Origin of the sequence: Pseudomonas sp. GM79 (assembly GCF_000282495.1) — a bacterium.
GTDB lineage: Bacteria > Pseudomonadota > Gammaproteobacteria > Pseudomonadales > Pseudomonadaceae > Aquipseudomonas.
The window spans coordinates 71,522-88,647 of the sequence record NZ_AKJE01000049.1 but is presented as its reverse complement, the minus strand read 5'-3'; the positions used below and the strand labels follow the sequence as shown (position 1 = coordinate 88,647).

General features: G+C 51.8%; 14 protein-coding genes. 8 read left to right on the top strand and 6 right to left on the bottom strand.

All coding sequences use genetic code 11. The features are described 5' to 3' along the window. Window positions 1-89: 89 nt before the first annotated feature. The gene (locus PMI36_RS14365) at window positions 90-692 is read right to left on the bottom strand and encodes a DUF262 domain-containing protein (protein ID WP_008072257.1); all 603 of its coding nucleotides are present in this window, start codon (window positions 690-692) and stop codon (window positions 90-92) included. Between the two features lie 666 nt (window positions 693-1,358). Here PMI36_RS14365 and PMI36_RS14370 point away from each other — a divergent pair. Further along, window positions 1,359-1,964: a hypothetical protein gene (locus PMI36_RS14370; protein ID WP_008072254.1), complete on the top strand. Its 606-nt coding sequence runs from the start codon at window positions 1,359-1,361 to the stop codon at window positions 1,962-1,964. 95 nt (window positions 1,965-2,059) lie between these two features. On the opposite strand, the gene PMI36_RS14375 is transcribed toward PMI36_RS14370, so the two are convergent. Together PMI36_RS14375 and PMI36_RS14380 are read right to left on the bottom strand one after the other, a co-directional pair. Continuing rightward, complete coding sequence (locus PMI36_RS14375) at window positions 2,060-2,371, bottom strand: DUF7693 family protein (protein ID WP_008072252.1); 312 nt, start codon at window positions 2,369-2,371, stop codon at window positions 2,060-2,062. Between the two features lie 59 nt (window positions 2,372-2,430). After that, window positions 2,431-2,628 (bottom strand): hypothetical protein, encoded by a 198-nt coding sequence (locus PMI36_RS14380; protein WP_008072250.1) that lies wholly within the window; start codon window positions 2,626-2,628, stop codon window positions 2,431-2,433. Window positions 2,629-2,998: 370 nt separating this feature from the next. Here PMI36_RS14380 and PMI36_RS14385 point away from each other — a divergent pair, with 370 nt between their 5' ends. From PMI36_RS14385 to PMI36_RS14395, 5 genes are read left to right on the top strand one after another with little or no spacing between them, the layout of a single operon-like run. Further along, window positions 2,999-4,042 (top strand): nucleoid-associated protein, encoded by a 1,044-nt coding sequence (locus tag PMI36_RS14385; RefSeq protein ID WP_008072248.1) that lies wholly within the window; start codon window positions 2,999-3,001, stop codon window positions 4,040-4,042. Further along, entirely contained in the window at window positions 4,020-5,546 is a 1,527-nt protein-coding gene (locus PMI36_RS14390) for a hypothetical protein (RefSeq protein WP_008072247.1), read from the top strand. Before PMI36_RS14385 ends, PMI36_RS14390 begins: the two co-directional genes overlap by 23 nt. A 7-nt stretch (window positions 5,547-5,553) precedes the next feature. Continuing rightward, window positions 5,554-6,006, top strand: coding sequence for a hypothetical protein (locus PMI36_RS31625; protein WP_008072245.1), 453 nt, complete (start codon window positions 5,554-5,556; stop codon window positions 6,004-6,006). Further along, window positions 6,003-7,334 (top strand): AAA family ATPase, encoded by a 1,332-nt coding sequence (locus PMI36_RS30640; protein ID WP_008072243.1) that lies wholly within the window; start codon window positions 6,003-6,005, stop codon window positions 7,332-7,334. The genes PMI36_RS31625 and PMI36_RS30640 overlap by 4 nt, the downstream gene beginning before the upstream one ends. Further along, window positions 7,321-7,911, top strand: coding sequence for an HNH endonuclease (locus PMI36_RS14395; protein WP_008072241.1), 591 nt, complete (start codon window positions 7,321-7,323; stop codon window positions 7,909-7,911). The genes PMI36_RS30640 and PMI36_RS14395 overlap by 14 nt, the downstream gene beginning before the upstream one ends. Window positions 7,912-8,386: 475 nt before the next feature. Here PMI36_RS14395 and PMI36_RS14400 read toward each other — a convergent pair whose 3' ends face one another. Both PMI36_RS14400 and PMI36_RS14405 read right to left on the bottom strand, forming a co-directional pair. Then, window positions 8,387-9,397, bottom strand: a complete 1,011-nt coding sequence (locus tag PMI36_RS14400; protein ID WP_008072240.1) for a hypothetical protein — start codon at window positions 9,395-9,397, stop codon at window positions 8,387-8,389. Between the two features lie 643 nt (window positions 9,398-10,040). Continuing rightward, window positions 10,041-10,598 (bottom strand): sacsin N-terminal ATP-binding-like domain-containing protein, encoded by a 558-nt coding sequence (locus tag PMI36_RS14405; protein WP_008072239.1) that lies wholly within the window; start codon window positions 10,596-10,598, stop codon window positions 10,041-10,043. Window positions 10,599-11,238: 640 nt separating this feature from the next. On the opposite strand from PMI36_RS14405, the gene PMI36_RS14410 reads away from it, so the two are divergent. Continuing rightward, window positions 11,239-12,843 (top strand): ATP-dependent nuclease, encoded by a 1,605-nt coding sequence (locus PMI36_RS14410; RefSeq protein ID WP_008072238.1) that lies wholly within the window; start codon window positions 11,239-11,241, stop codon window positions 12,841-12,843. After that, the gene (locus PMI36_RS14415) at window positions 12,836-13,903 is read left to right on the top strand and encodes a UvrD-helicase domain-containing protein (protein WP_008072237.1); all 1,068 of its coding nucleotides are present in this window, start codon (window positions 12,836-12,838) and stop codon (window positions 13,901-13,903) included. Before PMI36_RS14410 ends, PMI36_RS14415 begins: the two co-directional genes overlap by 8 nt. A gap of 760 nt (window positions 13,904-14,663) precedes the next feature. On the opposite strand, the gene PMI36_RS14420 is transcribed toward PMI36_RS14415, so the two are convergent. Then, window positions 14,664-15,977: a tyrosine-type recombinase/integrase gene (locus PMI36_RS14420; protein ID WP_008072235.1), complete on the bottom strand. Its 1,314-nt coding sequence runs from the start codon at window positions 15,975-15,977 to the stop codon at window positions 14,664-14,666. Between the last annotated feature and the right edge of the window lie 1,149 nt (window positions 15,978-17,126).

Here is a 17,126-nt window from a genome sequence, read left to right as displayed (position 1 = left end):
CCCGCAGGGCCATGACCCGTCGAAGATGGGGCGTGGTTTACGACAGCCATCCCCGAAGGGGCGTGCCCCAACAACAAAGCATCCGAAGCTTATCGAGCCGCGCGCTGGTCGTGTGTGCGAGGCATTACGCCCATGGCGCAAAAATCATACGTTTTGCGCAACGCGAGCTCGTCGTCAGAAGATACATAGGATTGGGCGAAGATCGTCGACAAGAACCGCTTACGCTCGCCATTAGCAAGCTCAGACCACACCCTCGGCTGACCTTGTACATCTGGGACAGCCAGTCGATCAAGAAAATACTCTTCAAGACTGTGCAGCCGTTGCTGGCCATCAAGGAGAATGTCACTGTTCAGCGCCAGAGAGCTGCCCCCACCTGCGGAACCGCACCATTCATTCGTGAGGTAACTCCCCAGATCTGCGCCTGACCACACCGCTGCAATGAATCGCGATTTCTTTCCCGCATTCCACACCAGTGACCGCTGCCACGACGGTACAGGGAAGCCCATTACAAATCGTGCAGCCCAAGGATATTGATCATGCGCAGCGGTCGGATTTGCTTGGTACTTCTCCAAACGACCGGCAAGCACATCAATCGGGTATTGATGAGTCGATGTGGCCAATATTCGCTGAGGCATTTGGATCGTGGAATCTGAAATTTCGTCATCGGCGTAGCGCTTAAATATAGTGGGCATCGATTTCCTTAGGGAAGGGTAGTGCTACACGTTGATCGGAGTATTTGAGTGAATGTGGTGCCGGCGCCATGCATCAATGGTCGCAATTATCAGTAGGTCGCGCTCAGTGGATTTGGTGTAAATCTGTTCGCTGTCTACCAGGGCCTGAGCATATCCCTCCGCCCGGGCCGAAGCTTTGTCAAACTCCGGAAGGGAGTCGGAAGATCCGATGTAACTGATCAGTCGCTCCCACGCTCTCCGCTGCCGATTGCCTAGAATCGTGTGAGAAAACGCTATAGCGCCACTCAGGGACTGGACAAAGTCAGTTGTCGATCGGTTCAAAGCTGGTTTCTCGCTGAGGGCATACAGATAAAAAACAGATCGATATAAAAAAAACTTGAGGGCGGTTGAAGATTTTTTCAATAGCGGGAGGTGCGTGGCGTCACCGAAGCGGGGCCGTACGAAGAACGTCAGTATCAATCAGAGACAAACCTGCTGCCGCTTTCAGCTATCGTATCGAAGTGATTTCGCGGTACGCCGTGCCAGTCTGCACGAGCCTCAGCCACTTCTTGGTCGCATGGTTCAGAGGCCTAGAATTCTAGCGTCCACAAATATTTCACCCTGTCGCTAAAGTTTTTCTGCACAGCGTCCGTTGTTATTTTTAAGAACAACGAATTGGAGAAATTTGTGGGCAAAACTGCAGTACAACCAGCAACGTTTTTTACGGAACGCGAATTTGTTTGCTGGCGTGGGCGGGAACATGACGAGCTGTATTCGTGCAAGGTGTCCAGAGAGGGGGATCACTATGTCAGTTTAAATTTAGACATCATGCCGTTTAGGTTCGCCAATGCCGTCGTTCAACATATCGCGCGCTGTCTCTACGATGCTCTCCTCGTCACTGTTGGGAATTTGGCAGGATTTGTACCGACGCCTGCGGCATGCGACAGCAAGCTTACGAGGACATTTCGAAAAAGAGGGTCTGGTGAGTGGGATTACGCAGCCGAGGGGAGATTCAATTGTCACGAAGCAGAAGATGGAGTCTATGTCGTTGAGCCTTGGTCAGGCGAGCACGAAAGGACTGAAATGGTGGCCGTCTACACGATTGAAGATGGAGGAGTAGAACTTGTGTTCGACTTCATGGGCTACTCATTCAGCATGCTCGACGCTGTTTGGCTTGCCAACGCTTTGATGGAGGCCATGGGGCGTGAACCGCTGGATACCTTGGAGACTACGAGCATGAGTTGTAGGCGTATGGCAGGCTTCTATCCAGCTGAATTCCGAAGGGTGCTATAGGCCACTCTGCGCGATCAACTGGGCTTTTTGTGAAGTCATGCTTTTCGTTGAGGCTTCGTCGGCGCATGCACTGCGAGCGCTACTTTAAGCCTGAGTCAGATACGGCGGAGGAGCTCCTCGAGCTGGCGATGCTCAGCAGAAGTCAGTAGCTCGATAGGATCGGATGCATCTCTTGAGCTGAATTCGTACATTCGGCCGTCAGGGCTGTAACAGCTATCGCAGTAGTCTAACTCTCCACAGTCGTTGTAGAGAGTTATCACCCAGTCGCCGACGTTAACGGTCATCAGCCCGCAGTAGATCTCATCCCAGCTGGCGTTTGTAATTCTGCGCATTGAGCTTGAAATCATGGAGGCATCGCGCAGCACTACGTAGACCTCGCGAGCTGTGAGCATTTTTTTATCTGACATGGCGTTCCTCTCGGCCTGCGGATCTGAAACACAACAGCGTACTTCACCTTGCTCAGAAATCACTTTTTCCTTGCTTGTGTGACGAAATGTCGAAGCTCTAAGCGCGCCGCTATAACTTTGTCCTGGATCTCTACGGGGTCAATGGACATGCCTCCATCCGCGGTGACGGCGAGGGTCTTGAGGTTGTTAACAGCCTTGATGAAGGCTTTTTCTCTGTTTTTCTCCCGCTCCGAACGATTATCAGTAAACCATGCCATAGCGTTACTCCTTCCTCCCTATCCTTCCTTCACATTCTGGAGCTTACGATGCATCGGTTTGCTCAATCGTGGCTCATACGGCCAGCCCTGCTCGACATAGCAAGCAGGGTAGCACTGGCGGTTGAGTGGTGTCCGGCGCCGACTGGGGTGGAGCTGAACACTAAAGGTCTCCCGTGCTGATCCCGCGCCCGGATAAATTACAGAAATTAGTATGTCTACTTGCCACTATCTTAAGTAGGGGGCATATTCTGCTCGTCAAAAAAATACATGGTCGGTCATTGACCAGCGCGCTTCTCAAGCTGCAGTCATGGCGTTGAGATCAATAATCACGTGTGCACCCTTTGGTGCATGGACGCAAGCAGGAAGACCGATGGGTTTTTTCACTCAGCAGGAAGAGGACTCCCTGACGATTCGCAGGATGAGCCTGCACGTCGTTGGCGCGAAAACGTTTGAAGCCATGCCTGAGCGCAAGCCCGAACACACCGATTTCTTCAAGACCAAGATCGTAGAAAGCGCTGCTGATGCTGTATTCAGCTTCAAGACCAATTCCACGACAAAGATTGAGCTGGAGTCGATCGTCGATCGCTCAACCACGTTCGAGCGAGGGGCGCAAAGCCTATCCAGGGGATTCAACACTCTCCATGTAGGAGGCAGCGCCGACGGCGTGCTCTGTATGTTCGAACTAGATGTCGGAACTCCAGATACCGTCATTTTCAGCCTTATCAAGTATGACTACAAAATGGCTTTAGAGCAGGACGGGGCCAAGCCAGAGGCTGCTTTACGTCGTATCGTAACGGCGCTAATTGATGACAAAAAAGCTGTTCAGAAAACAGCGCTGGTGCGCGTGGTCAATGGCGTTGCGCAGACCAGTGTTTCGGCGCGGGATCGCAAGAAACAGGCCCCTGACCTGGCTGATTATTTCGAGGCGTTTCTGGGCGTCACCAGGACTATTTCTGACGAAGAGCTGAGCCGAACCGCTAGTACACTGCTGCGTCGGGCATTGCATGCCTGCAGAGACCTTCTCCCCGATGAAGATGTGGCCAAAGCATTCCGAACTGCCAAGGGAATTCTAGGCAAGCGATTGAAGGTTGATGAGGACGCCATCGTGGAGGCGGTACTCTCTTCGGCTGGTGATCCAACTGAAGACAAGGTCGTTCAACGCTTTGAACGCGAAACACGCAGGCGCGTACGAGAGAGCAAGCTTCATCACGTCGAGTTCAAGCCAGACCGTGCGGTGTTAAGGCAGCCTGCCATCAGGAAGCTGAGAACGGTGGAAGGGGTGACAATCATCTTCCCAGACATCGAGAGTGACCCTAACGTAACGATCGAGCCAGTAGCGGGCGGGGGGCAGCGCATTGTCGTAGAGACCAAGAAAATCACGGAGAACAGTCTTGTCGCTGACAGACCTAGCTAGTCTACTCAACCAAGAGACGCGAGCGGGCAATGCATCGGTTACCGAAAGCGATACTGACTTAATCGCGTCGGAGCTTGCGGCTGGTCTGACGTTGCGCTTGCTCAGGCTTGCCAAGGACGCTGGTCTAACTTACTCGACCTATGACCATGAGTACTCTCAATGCGATGAAGCCGACATTGTCGATGACTTCGGCACGTTCCGGTTGAAAGTGAAGAAGCCGTCGAGGTCACCCGAGGATCTGGCTGACGCACTGTACATCATGACTGAAGTCGGGTTTTCGGACTTCCTGCGCAGAGGAAACAAGGCAGGGATTTGGCGAATCCTAGGGCTCAGCGCAGCGTTCAGCTGTCAGGCTCGCGCTTTTGGTAACTGGGATGAGCCACTAACGCTCACACCAGTACCTGCGACAAAATCGCCCCGAATGTTAGTTAAGGAGGCGGCCGATGTTCGCAGCGTACCGGAGGACATTCGGTTGCTATTGCTACAGGGCTCCAATCTCGACGAGCTCGACCCGTTCCATCGACTCTGGGCCGAACATGCCCACGCTTCGCTGACTCGCTGCATTGCCAACGAAGTCAGCGCTGGCGACCAACGTTTAATTTTCAAAGGCCCACCTAAGCTGAGCCTTGAGTTTCAGGAGCGATCGCCGGGCGACTCTTTCAATCTAAAGGATTTCCAGCTTGCTCAAGAGGCGGCGTCCTGGGTCTATGAGAACGCTCGCGAGGCGGAGATGAAGCACGTGCTTCTCTCAACCGAAATCGCCCGCTCTGGGCGTGCCGATGGTGAGGTAATTGCGTACTTCCGAGACAATCTCGATGCTGCGTTAGAGTGCGCCAAAATCGCGTACCAGATGTCGATTTCCGAGATTACCAAAGACACCTTGAAGTCCTTGGGTGATCTACGAAAGGCAGTTACCGATGAGACATCGAAGGCGACGGACGCGACCCGCCAGACAGTTACTGCCATTACAACAGCGGCGGGTGTGGGCATTGGCCTCGCCGTCGCACGCATCAGCGTTGCGCTCAATCCTTGGCTTATTTTGGCTGTAATGATCATTGTGTGGCTGTATGTGGTGACCATTGCGTGGTCAGGTTGGCACTTTATTCTGGTGCAGCGCGGTCTACGTAAACAGTGGCAGACCAAGCTGTATAGATTTCTATCGGCAGGCGATTACGAAGCGATGGTGACGATACCTGTTGGGCGTTCTGAAACAGTATTCAAGCGGACTGCCATCTCGGGTGTCGGAGTTCTGGCTGCTTGGGTAGTCTGCGTGGTTGTGTTTGCTTTCCTTGCGAAACCTTCCTCACCGGTTACGCCAAAGGCTGACCATCCGAGCGAGCACCCAACGGGTAATGTCCTTGAGCCCGGAACACCCCAGGAGCGGCGCCGACCGACTGCGCCTTCAATCGAATATTTCCGAGGCGACTGGGCTTTCCGGACGTATCCGTCCTCTACGATTGAGCTGTATGTATCGCGTCCGGAAGAAACCGGCCTAACATCTTGAGGTAGTCATGAAGGACGCACGCTTTCGACAACCTATCGATTCTGAGTACTCCCAGGCGCTGGGCGAAGCGGTTTTCACCTTCAGCATACTGGAGTGGAATGCGGTCTGGATCTGTGAGCGAATCCAGCCTGGCGCTTTATCTGAGCTCAACCCCAAGACTGCAGGTGCCATCGCCAAGCGTCTCATAGCACTCATTCAATCACATGATGACAGTGAGGAAAACCGCGAAGAAAGACATGATGTTGATGTACGTGGGGGTGACCCGAGCATCGCACATGCTGTGCCTGGCTATCCGCCAGAGCAGCATGGGGGAGGGTTCGGCTGGCGAGAAGCGGAGGGCGGCGCTCACAGCGGCTGGGCGGTCGATTCTCGATCTGATTACATAAAAACAGCCTGCAGTGGTAAAACCAGGATGCCTCATAACTTAAAGCCAACATTAAGCTCAAGGAAGCAACATTGAAAATTGGAAGTTTTGATCATGATGGGACTATGGTTGAATTAATTCCCGCTGAAGCATTATCAGCTTCGAGCAATTCATTTACCGTGGTAGTGGGTAAAAATGGCATAGGAAAAAGCCGTTTACTGTCTGGAATTGCAAAAGAGCTCACACAGCGTTACGACTATGATTATGACGATGAAGATGAGCCATTGGTTATAGCGATTTCAACAAGCCCCTTTGATAAGTTTCCTGCTATTTCCAGGAGCAGAAGCAAAAATTACAGTAATTTCCGCTACGTAGGTCTACGCGGAGATAGTTCAGCTTCTGCCTCATCATTAATATCCCTTATGTCTTCTGCAGCTCGCGGTTTACTTAAAAGCGCTCTGCATGGTCATAATGGAGCTAGCTTTCTGGAAGTTTTTTCTTCACTACACTTCAGACCTCAAGCCAATTTCATACTAAAGCCTGCCTTTGACAAAACCGCACATTCCACTGCCAACTCAACAGAAGAATATTTCTTTGTAGAGCCAGTTGAAAGTACCGGCCCGATACGAGTCGATAAAAGATACAAGCATGTCTATGACGGGTTAGGCACTGAAGAGAAGTCTTCAGTTGAGTATGCGATGTCCAATGTCGCCTCTTACTACCAAGCTCGCAAGGCAATTGAGCTTGAGTTTGATTTCGCAACAAGCACGTCCTACATTGACGGCAAAAAGCTATCCCCCTCCATTTTAAACTCAATCGTCATCCTCATGAAGCTTGGGCTTATGCGACTAATGGATATCACCCTAGAGAAGGAAGACCACGGATCTCTGAGCCTACGCCGCGCTAGCTCCGGCGAGCAGTGCCTATTAATTATAATGCTAGGAATTGCCGGGCACATTAGAGACGGCTCAGTAATCTTGATTGATGAACCAGAAATTAGCCTTCACCCTCGTTGGCAGGAGGAATTCATGCCAATGCTGACATCAGCTTTTTCGGGGTTTTCGGACTGTCAGTTTATTATCGCCACACATTCGCCACAGGTGGTTTCCCGAGCTACATCCAAATTTTCTTACATTTTAGTACTGGAAAGTGGCTCGTTACTTAACTCCAAAGACTTCAATAACAAGTCTGCAGACTTTCAATTGGCAGAGCTTTTCGGTGCTCCTGGCAGAATGAACGAATATGTATCCCGGCTAGGATTCAACCTTATAGCAAAAATAAGGGCCAGAAAAAGCATAGACATCGAGATCTTAAATGGCCTCGATGACCTATTGATGTTTAAGTCGAGATTGTCAGACGAAGATCCAGTAAAAAAACTTATTATCTCAGTAGAGGAGTTAGTTGCCAGCCATGCCACTCATTAACTCTGCTGTAACTTTCAGCCCGGAAGCTATTTTAAAAATCGCGACAGTCAAGTCGGAACCCCAGCTCAGTCACACGCGATGGGGCGATGACGACCTTGAAGAACTGCGGCGCGAAATCAGAAACTTCTACCGGCGAGAGCAAAAGCTGACTTGCGCTTACTGCAAGGAAGAAATCGGCGTAATCGCCGCCGCAAATGCTCCAATTGAACATATCTTGCCAAAGTCGAAATATATTCAATTCATGTTCGAGCCAAAAAATCTCTGCGTTATATGTGCCGACTGCAACACCTACAAAAAAGACAGGGAGGGGCTCTTAGACCCCCCCTTATACAGAGACGCTGTAAGAATCTACCCTCTGGATTCAAGTCGCTACAGATTATTCCATCCACATTTTGATGAGTATGATCAGCATATTAAAAAGATCAGATATATATACCTGCCAGGATCAAATAAAGGGAGCTACACAATATTTGCATGCAATCTAAATAGGGTTATCGTGGAGCTGGGTGTATCTGACGAACTCTTCAATGACGTCGCCACTGCCCTCGAGCGAGCTCGCTTTGGCGGAAACGGCTAGAACAATCCTTACTTCAGCAAGGCCTCTAATTTAGAGGCCTTTCATTGTAACTCTGAAAAAGAGCCGCCGAATCGTGACCAGCTTCTACAAGCTTGCAAAGAAGCTGCGCAGCAATGGTTTCACTCCCGTGTTCCGTACGGTAGTTGCGGCATCTCTTTCCGAACAGAGCCGATGGTGGCCAGACAATTAGAGTTTCAAGTAATCTGGGTAATCCTCCTCGGAAGGCCCAGCGACAATGCCTCCGTCTCCCTTTCTGCTGTCTGACGATTTCTGATGCACGCAACGCTCCACCATTCAGGTGGCCAACTACGCGGCTCTCAACATCTATTCGAGCCGGGCAAGCTCCTAGGCATCCAATGGCTCTACGGGGTCGGTACTGTACGTGGGGACTCCATGACATACGGACACTCATTCCCCCAACATCCGGACACTGATTCCACGCTGCTTTCTCAGCCTAGCTGCTCAAGGCTGAATTTTAGAAAAATGGTCTAGGGTTGCCGTAAGCTTCCCAAAGATCTGCCAGCTTCTGCGGTCTGCAAATCCAATCTTTCTGATAGCTTTCAATGTCCGAAAGCTTATCAACCAACCCGCCGTCTTCCGTTACCAAAAGCGCCGGTAGCTTGAGGTAGCTGAAGAGATCGTAATCAATCCCATCGTTACGTTTGCTACGCGATGACGGATTGTAAGCGCCTTTTTTCTTCTGCATCCGAGCGAACTGCCGCCAGTGATATCGGATCTCCAAATGCATGCCTTTTGTCTCGTGCACTGTCTTGTCGTCCGCCTGTTCAAAGGAATTGAACACCGCTGCACGGATCTGAGGCTCAATCACATCCCACCGGTAGCTGTACTCGACCCAACTGGCAAGCGCATCATGGGCGGTATCGACAATCGTTGTGGCGAAATCTGTCGCCCAAGCCCCGGTTTGCAGGATTTGGAGGAGTTCATCCGGGCTCAACCCCTCTGCTGCTTCCAAAATCTTTGCGCCCTCGGTTCTGGATTCATCGACAGCGATCTGCCACTGTGCAAGGCGTTCAATCCATTCATCACGAGCTTCTTGAAGCATGGCCTCTGGGCCATCGTCTGGTGGGGGAGCGTCCACGCTCTTAAGCAGCTCCCTCCAACCTTGAATCGACAGCGAACGACACGAGCTTTCATTCCAAGGCTGAGTGTTGATTTGGAGCATGCCGAGAAGGTCTTTTTTTCCAAGCATTACGGGCAGCTGGGGATTGAGAAAAAGAGCTAGGCGCTGGCACATGCGCTCTGCTTCATGTGCTTTGATCACATTTCGCGCCCGCTGGTTAAGGAGCTCCATGAGCGCACCGTCAGCGAGCGAAAACGAAAAGCCTTCTTCCTTCATTTTTACAAATGTGAAAGCCCAACGCGGACACTCAACTTCGTGAGCTAGGTTACGGGCTGCATTGGTATCAAGCACAACGATTGTCTGGCTTTGATCGACAATCAGGCGTTGAGGTGCTGGTCTTGGCATAGATATCCTTCTTTACTGCTTTGATCAGAGCCGCTGCGAATTTGGGTCAAAAGGGCGGGGCATTGGGCGTGAGATAGTACGATAAGAAGGGGCAGAGCTAGTGTCTGTTCATCCCGAGTGCCACGCCTTGGAGTCGATTCGGGCTTCTCGTCAGCGTGGCTGCTCGAAGGGAGCTTTAAGCGTTGGATTTTGATTTGCCCAGGTCACCGAATGCTTCCCGGGCTACGAACAAGCTTTCAAACGACCGTACGTATCCTGCGCTCGAAAATTGGAACTCTTCGTTGATGCCCCTTCCTTTGATCCGAATCTCTGCGTTCCGTGTCGTTGGGATTTGATGGTTATCAACTCCATTTAATTGGTCACTTTTTCCATAAGAATGCAGGCCGCTTGGCGCTATTCAAGTCACGTTGGTGCCAGGGGCTCAGGCAGGGAAGGGCTGGGTGATGACTAACAGCGTCGAAGTCTGAGGCGTATCCTGCAGATGAACTCTTTTCTGAGCGCACTATTCCGAATGAGCACTTTAACGGCTTTTAACAGAATTTTTGAAGCCTGCCCGGGATGTGCGGGCGCTCACCGGAAACCCCATTAATCTCCGTTTCGAGCGCTTGGGACGGCTCGCAAAGCAATTCCGCCGAACGACACGCTAGCATCTCTGGTTGGCGTGGGGGTCGTAGAAATTGTCAATAGGGACGGCTTCTTCCACCATTGCCACATGGTCATCGCGTGAGCCGAAATGGAAGGGCGCGCTGTGGACTGTAAGATTTTCGCCCAGTTGGGTGAGGGTCTTTAGGCCGATGCCAAACCGTCCCTTCAACTCCGCCGATTTCTGCTTGGTGGAATAGAATGGGTAGATCATCGGCAGCACGTGGGGCAACTCAACAGGCAATCCGTTGTGAACGATGACCAACTGTTTGTTGCCCTGGACGGTCTGCACAGCAAACTGCACGGAGGTGGCATTCAGATCATCAGCGTTCTGGATAACCTCACGAAGCCCTTGGTAAGGGTCGGTGTTCAACCGTTTGGCGCCCTGATTTCCCCCTTTGAGGAGCGTGCTCAGAATCTCGGGCTGCTCACGCTGAAGTTTGACAAACTCGGTGAGCGCCGCGTTTGCATACTCTTTGCTACGCAGCGTTGGCTCGTTAAACGTGGAGGCTGAGTTAAAGCAGGCTGTAGCGTGTAAGCGTCCGAGTTGCTCGTCCATGATGAACCACCCCATGCAGGCATTTTGAGATCAGCCGATCATAGACGGGCTATGGGTCGAGTGATATGCCTGCTACAGGAAATAGAGCTTCAAGGCCTGTCCAGTCGTACCGATAAAATCTTATTGGACGCGCGCACAGGGGGCCAGTACTACAGAAAACGGATCTTCCAAGGATCGGGATATCGGTGTCGCGGATGAGCCAACAGCCTATCTGGTGAGACTCTTGCGGTAGTTCAGCAAGCTGCTGCAAGTCGATATGGCATTCACTCAAAGGGGCTCCATTATCGAGTCGCTCAAGACATCCAGGCGTCGCAACATCTCCGAGGCGGTTGATCGCTCAGCATTAGCTTGAATTTGAAGCTGTGACAGAAGTGAAGCCACAGACTGCGACTCCCAGGCGGAACAAGTAGTTACCACTTTCCGGGAGAGAGATCCTGGTCAACCTTCTGATGTCTGCCAAATCCTTCTCGATACTGGTCATTCGCCTTTTCCTTGATGGGCTGCCATGTCTGGCGGAGCAGCGAAAGAAGGGGTGTACAGCAGAAAATGACGGAGTCGACAACGTACCGCTTCGCTTATAGCATCAGGCAACCCGCCCATCAAAGCGCCATATAGTACCAACTCGCCAAGGAAGTCGAACGTGATCACCAAAATCCGCATCCGTGGGTACCGCATCTACAAAGATTTCCTGCTGAAGCCCAACCCGGGTATGAACATCCTGGTCGGAGACAACGACGCCGGGAAGTCCACCTTAATGGAGGCCATCTCATTGGCGCTCAACGGGCGGATCGGTGGCAAGGGGATCCTGGAGGAGCTGAACCCTCACTGGTTTAACACCGAGGTGGTCACCGAGTTTCTGACCCTAAGAAGAACTGGAATGAAGCCGGCGCTCCCGCAGATTCTCATCGAGCTCTATTTGCAAGACACGGATGAACTACAGGGGCTGCTGGGCGCAGTGAATGCCGACGTTCCAACGAACGCTTGTCCTGGTGTCTTTCTCTCCATTTTCCCCAACGAGGAGTACAAGGACGAGCTGGATGAATGGCTCAAAAATCCTTCACCGCTACTCCCAGTTGAGTACTACACCTACGAATGGCGATCGTTCGCTGATAGCGAACTCACACGTCGGCCGCGGGCGCTCTCCGTGGCCACCATCGATTCTCGCACGGTCAAATCCGCCGCCGGCGTTGATTACCATCTCCGCCAGATCCTTAGCGACCACTTGGAGTCATCCGAGAAAGCAGAGATTTCGCTGGACTACCGCAATATCAAAGCGTCCATGACAGATGGCGCGTTAGCGCCTGTGAACAAGCGACTTTCGGGTCTAAGCGCAGCGCTCCAGGAAGAGCCCATGGCGTTGGCGATGGATCAGACATCCCGCACATCTTGGGAAAGCGTGGTCACTCCACATGTCGACGGCCTGCCATTTGCGATGGCTGGCCAGGGCCAACAGGCTGCAATCAAGATCTCACTCGCGATGAAGCGCCATTCCTCGAAGGCGAACATCGTGATGATTGAGGAGCCCGAAAATCATCTATCTCACACGAGCCTTACCACTCTACTCAATCGCATCGAAAATCTGGCGACGGAAGAGCAGCAGCTCTTCATTTCGACTCACAGCACATACGTGTTGAACCGGCTCGGCCTCGACGCATTGCTACTTCTTCACCGCAACAGCGCGTCCAAAATCACAGAACTTCATCCAGAGACAGTGAGCTATTTCCAAAGACTGCCTGGCTACGACACCCTCCGCCTAGTGCTGGCGAAAAAGGTTGTCTTGGTCGAAGGGCCGTCCGACGAAATCATCTTCGAACGCGTCTATAAGGATTGTTTCGGCGTACGCCCGATGGCCCACGGGATAGATGTCATCAGTATGCGTGGGCTGGCCCTAGCGCGATGCCTTGAGCTTTGCGCCGCGATCAACAAGCCTGTAGCTGTGATGCGCGACAACGATGGCGTTGACCCAATCGACCTACGTACTCCGGTTCTAAAGTGGCTGGACGTGAGGCGCAGAGAGCTGTTCATCGGCACCGTCGCTGACGGCACCACGCTCGAACCCCAGCTTATTACAGCGAACGGCGAGCCTCAGTTGCGCAAGATGCTTGGCATCACTGCGGCAGCAACCCTATTGACCTGGATGGCGCGCGAGAAAACAGAAGGGGCAATTCGACTGGCTGAGTCGGATGAGGTGCTCAGCCCACCTGCCTACATGAAGGCTGCGGCGGAGTTCATCCACAATGCCTAATCTACTGACCTTGGCTGTCGCTGGTGGTAGGAAAACTCAAGGACTGGTCGATCACTGCAAAGCGCTACCTACCGAACGGCGTGTGCTCGTTGTCACGTACACTCAGACCAATCAGCAGGAACTGATCCATCGCCTCGGCTCCCAAGCCGGCGATCGCCACAGCATCGAAGTGCTTGGCTGGTACACATTCTTGCTTCGCCACTTTGCAAAGCCGTTCCTACCATTCAAATTCCCGGGTGAGCGGGTAGGGGGCTTCAACTTCGAAGGTCGCCCCAGCATGTACGCGAACGGCAAGCAGAGATTCATGGATGGTAGCAACCAGATCTACGCATGCGAGCTCGGCCGCCTCGCGCGGGAGCTTATGGCGGCCACCCCAGCGTTGATACGCAGACTTGGATGTCTCTACGACGAAATACTGATCGACGAGGTACAAGATCTCTGTGGCTACGATTGGGAAATCGTCCATGAATTACTTGAGTCGAGGATCGACGTCCGCATGGTTGGTGACGTGCGCCAGGCGGTGCTCTCGACAAACCCGAGGGGACAGAAAAACAAACAGTATGGGTACGCAGGTGCGCTTGAGTGGTTTCTTGTGCGCGAAAAAGCAGGGCTGCTTAGCATTGACTATGCGACCACGACTTACCGCTGCCGAACTGAAATCGCGATGTTCTCTGACACCATTTTTGATACGTCATGGGGCTTCCCCGGAACCACGTCAGAGAACCACGCGGTGTCTGAGCATGATGGCGTGTACTTAGTGCACTCCAAGCACGTTCATCAATACGTTGAGCAATACCGACCTCAGTGCCTTCGCAGCACTATAGCTTCTGGCAAGGAGTTCGCTTTGCACTTCATGAATTTCAAGGTATCGAAAGGCGCCACGTTCGAACGTGTGCTGATCATGCCAACCGCGCCGATCAAAGCTTTCATCCAGAAGCAGACGTATCTCGAGTCCACGCCAGCGGCCGCCTTTTATGTTGCAGCTACGCGCGCCAAGCAAAGCCTGGCGATCATTATCGATAAGCCTGGCAACTCGAAACTGCCGATGTGGGTGCCGTAATTGAAAGGAGCAGGGCGCTCATGAGGGTAATGATCTCATGGCAGAACGAAAGGTCATTTTCCAGTGACCCCATGGGTATCGATGAATTCGCGGAGGCTACTGCTAAGCGGATTCAACGCTGTGCGTAGCGTTAATTTCGCAAGAAATTTCAGAGCCTGAAGCCTCGAGCAGGGGGCTCGTATCGAGCGCCGACTTCGTTGAGAACCCCAAACTATGACCACCACGCAGAAACCGCACAGGCGTGAGGATGGAAATCCGCAGTGTCAAGACGGACGCCTTGCGGGCGGCATGATTCACGACAGCCGAGCTTGGAGAGCCACGCCCACAGGATGAGCTTTCAGTATTTTGGTATGAGGGGGTCAGGAGCTTCTGGAAGCTTGCAATATTGCACAACAAGTCATCTAACGATTTACTGCACGTAAGCCTAATAAGAGGAGTGTTGCCTAAACCACGTATCCCAGCTGTTGCTGAGGAGGTGCAATGCCAAGGCAAGATAGCGTTCAAAATGAAGTCGTGTGGCTGATGCAGAGATTTAGCCCACGGGCAAAATAGTATAGCTAGCTCAACTAAATGACTATTTAGTAGAGCTAAAAAGGCTTACTAGAAATAACCCCGTAAAGAGTAGGGCAGGCTTGTTAGTTAGTTCCTAACCACGCCACGCAAAGAAACGTTGGTAGGCACTTATAGGTTTTTTTGCCTCCAAAATACTCCAGAGCAAGAGTCGTTCGATACAGAGAGCTCGCCATCGTGTCTCTGAAAATTAGTCGCGATTTTTCAAACCTAGTTTTTTAAGCGAGTACGCGCGCTTATCTTCATAACTGCTGTAGTAGATGTCCTGAGTTGTGGACAAATTGTTGTGACGTAGATCCATCTGCAAGTCCTTGGGGTCTCGCCAAGGGGCATCGAGTGTCGCAGCCGTATGCCTTAGCCAGTGTGTGGAGGCCACCCGCAGAGCCTCGATCTCGCCAGGTTGGCGATCTTCGCTCACCATTTCATCAACAGCGCGGTCAAATAGCTTCTGGATGATCGAATGAACCATTCGAGTGGATAACCCTGGACGACCATTTAAGGTCGCAATCAGAGGGGTCTGTTCATTAGGTAATGGCAGTTCAGACAGCCCAATGAAGCGTCGGTAGCGCTTTAGGTAACGATCAATGTATTGTGGTCTTACAGCTACCTTGGCGGCTTTGTCACCCTTACCAATGAGGTGGAACCACCAGTTGCCTTCATGATCTGTCTTGAAGGATCCCATTGTTGGCTGCCAATTCACCCGACCACAGACATCTGAAACGCGTAGGTACATCGAAAACAACGTCGCGGCTATGAACAGAGTGCGTTCATGTTGTTCAGGAGCCATTGCTGCCATTTTTTCTGCGGTGCTCAGTACGAAGTCCCATTGAAGAGGTGTGAGGGCACGTCCGGTTTGCTCCATTGAGCGCGACGCTTTGAAGCGCGATTTCTGTTTGATCGCCCTGAAGGGATTCGTCGACGTCAGGCCCTCATCGAGGGCGTATTCGTACAAGCTGCTGCAAACCGAGAAAACTTGGGAAATGCTCCCTCGTGATGGCTGGTACGGAACGCCAGCAACTGGGCCGTCAAGATCTTCTGCATTGCTTATGTGATTTGCTGTCTTCAGCGAGAATGGGTGCCAGCGTGGATTTGGGCACAGCTCTGAATCTTTGTCGGATGCCACGATCAGAAACCTGCTGCGTGTCACGGGGCCAAGCCAACCTATGGGTGGAGCCATGCAGAACTCCAAGAAGGCTTCGGCGTCTGCGCGACGCAACTCCATCAGGGGCTTCTTTCTGATCAACAATGTCCAAAGCAGCAGGCGCTCGGCATGGGTGCGATATGAAACGAATGTCGCCTCGACGTTGGAATATGAACGCAGAAAACCACGGACGGCTTCGAAACCGTCCACGGGTTTCAGATGCGCATCAAAGTTCGCCAGATAGTTCATCACCAGCGGTAGGCACGGGTCGGGTTCGTCGCTAGTGTGATTGACGAATTCCTTATAGGTGTTGAACAGCGGATACGGCCCCGGCATCTTGTTATCCTTCACGGGATACTGCATTGCAAATTTCCGATTCTGGGAGTTATCGGAAGTAGGGGGCGTATCCTTCCGTTTGTTCGAGGCGAGCGTGTCCGTCTGCCTGGATGAATCGCTCATCGCATAGCCCTAACCATTTGATCGATGGCATGTAGGTTATACATGGAAAACATGTCTTTGCAAGTTTTCTCTTTCAAAGCTTGACTGATGACCAGACAACTAAAGACTAATTATTTATATATTGACAGTTTTGACTGAGCCCTGGCTGAGAAACGCCGACTGCACGGCCACAAGCCTCAAACTGTGCGGGTTCCGTGCTCAAACTACCCAGCTATTGAGAGGCGCCAATAGCGCTTTAGATTGAGGGTTTGGGCTTTACTACAACCATAACCTAAGGGGCCATTTTTAAAAGATTCAGCCATTTCTAAAAGTGTTATAGCTGCACCATCCTAATAATACGGACTGCACGGCAGCAACCGCCATAATTAGTGGGTCTGACCAGTTTTAAAGGTTTCGATCATTTTTAAAAGCTTTTTAAATGAGGGGGGGTATCTTGAACAACCAGTTGTCAGCCCATAAGAATGTCAGCCCATAAGAAAAACTCTTGAAATCAAGAACTGTTAGTGATTTTATAATGAAGCTTCTTCGAAGCTTCAGTCTGGAATACACCTTTAGATACGCTCCTTTCGTCTATATAGCGCTATTCTCCGTGCTTGAATCTCTCTGAGCTGACATATCGGTCGCTCGCTCCAATGTTTATTCACGCAACGCACGCCGGTGTTGCACGCCCTCAACCAAGCTTAGCTTTCATGGCGCAGGCGAAGTTTAGACTACCTAGGCGTAGCTTCCGGGTTACTGCCCTGATATTCGATCTTTCTGGATCTTCGCGTACCGGTCGATGAGACTGGAGCATTCTGATGCGAACGATCGAACCTACGCGGCCAAGCACATATTGCGAGCGCTTTTTAGGTTTCAGAACATCGCAAACCATCGTTTTCATTGGGCTACAGACGGGGCCATTTTTAAAGGTTTCAGCCAGTTATAAAAGAGGTCGTGCATTCGGGCTCTTTATTGCACTGGGGCAACATGCTCGAAATGGGCGCTTGCCAGGACGCGTGGAAGCATTTCTACGCGGCATACGGCGTCCCGAACTAACAAAAAAGTAGTCATACC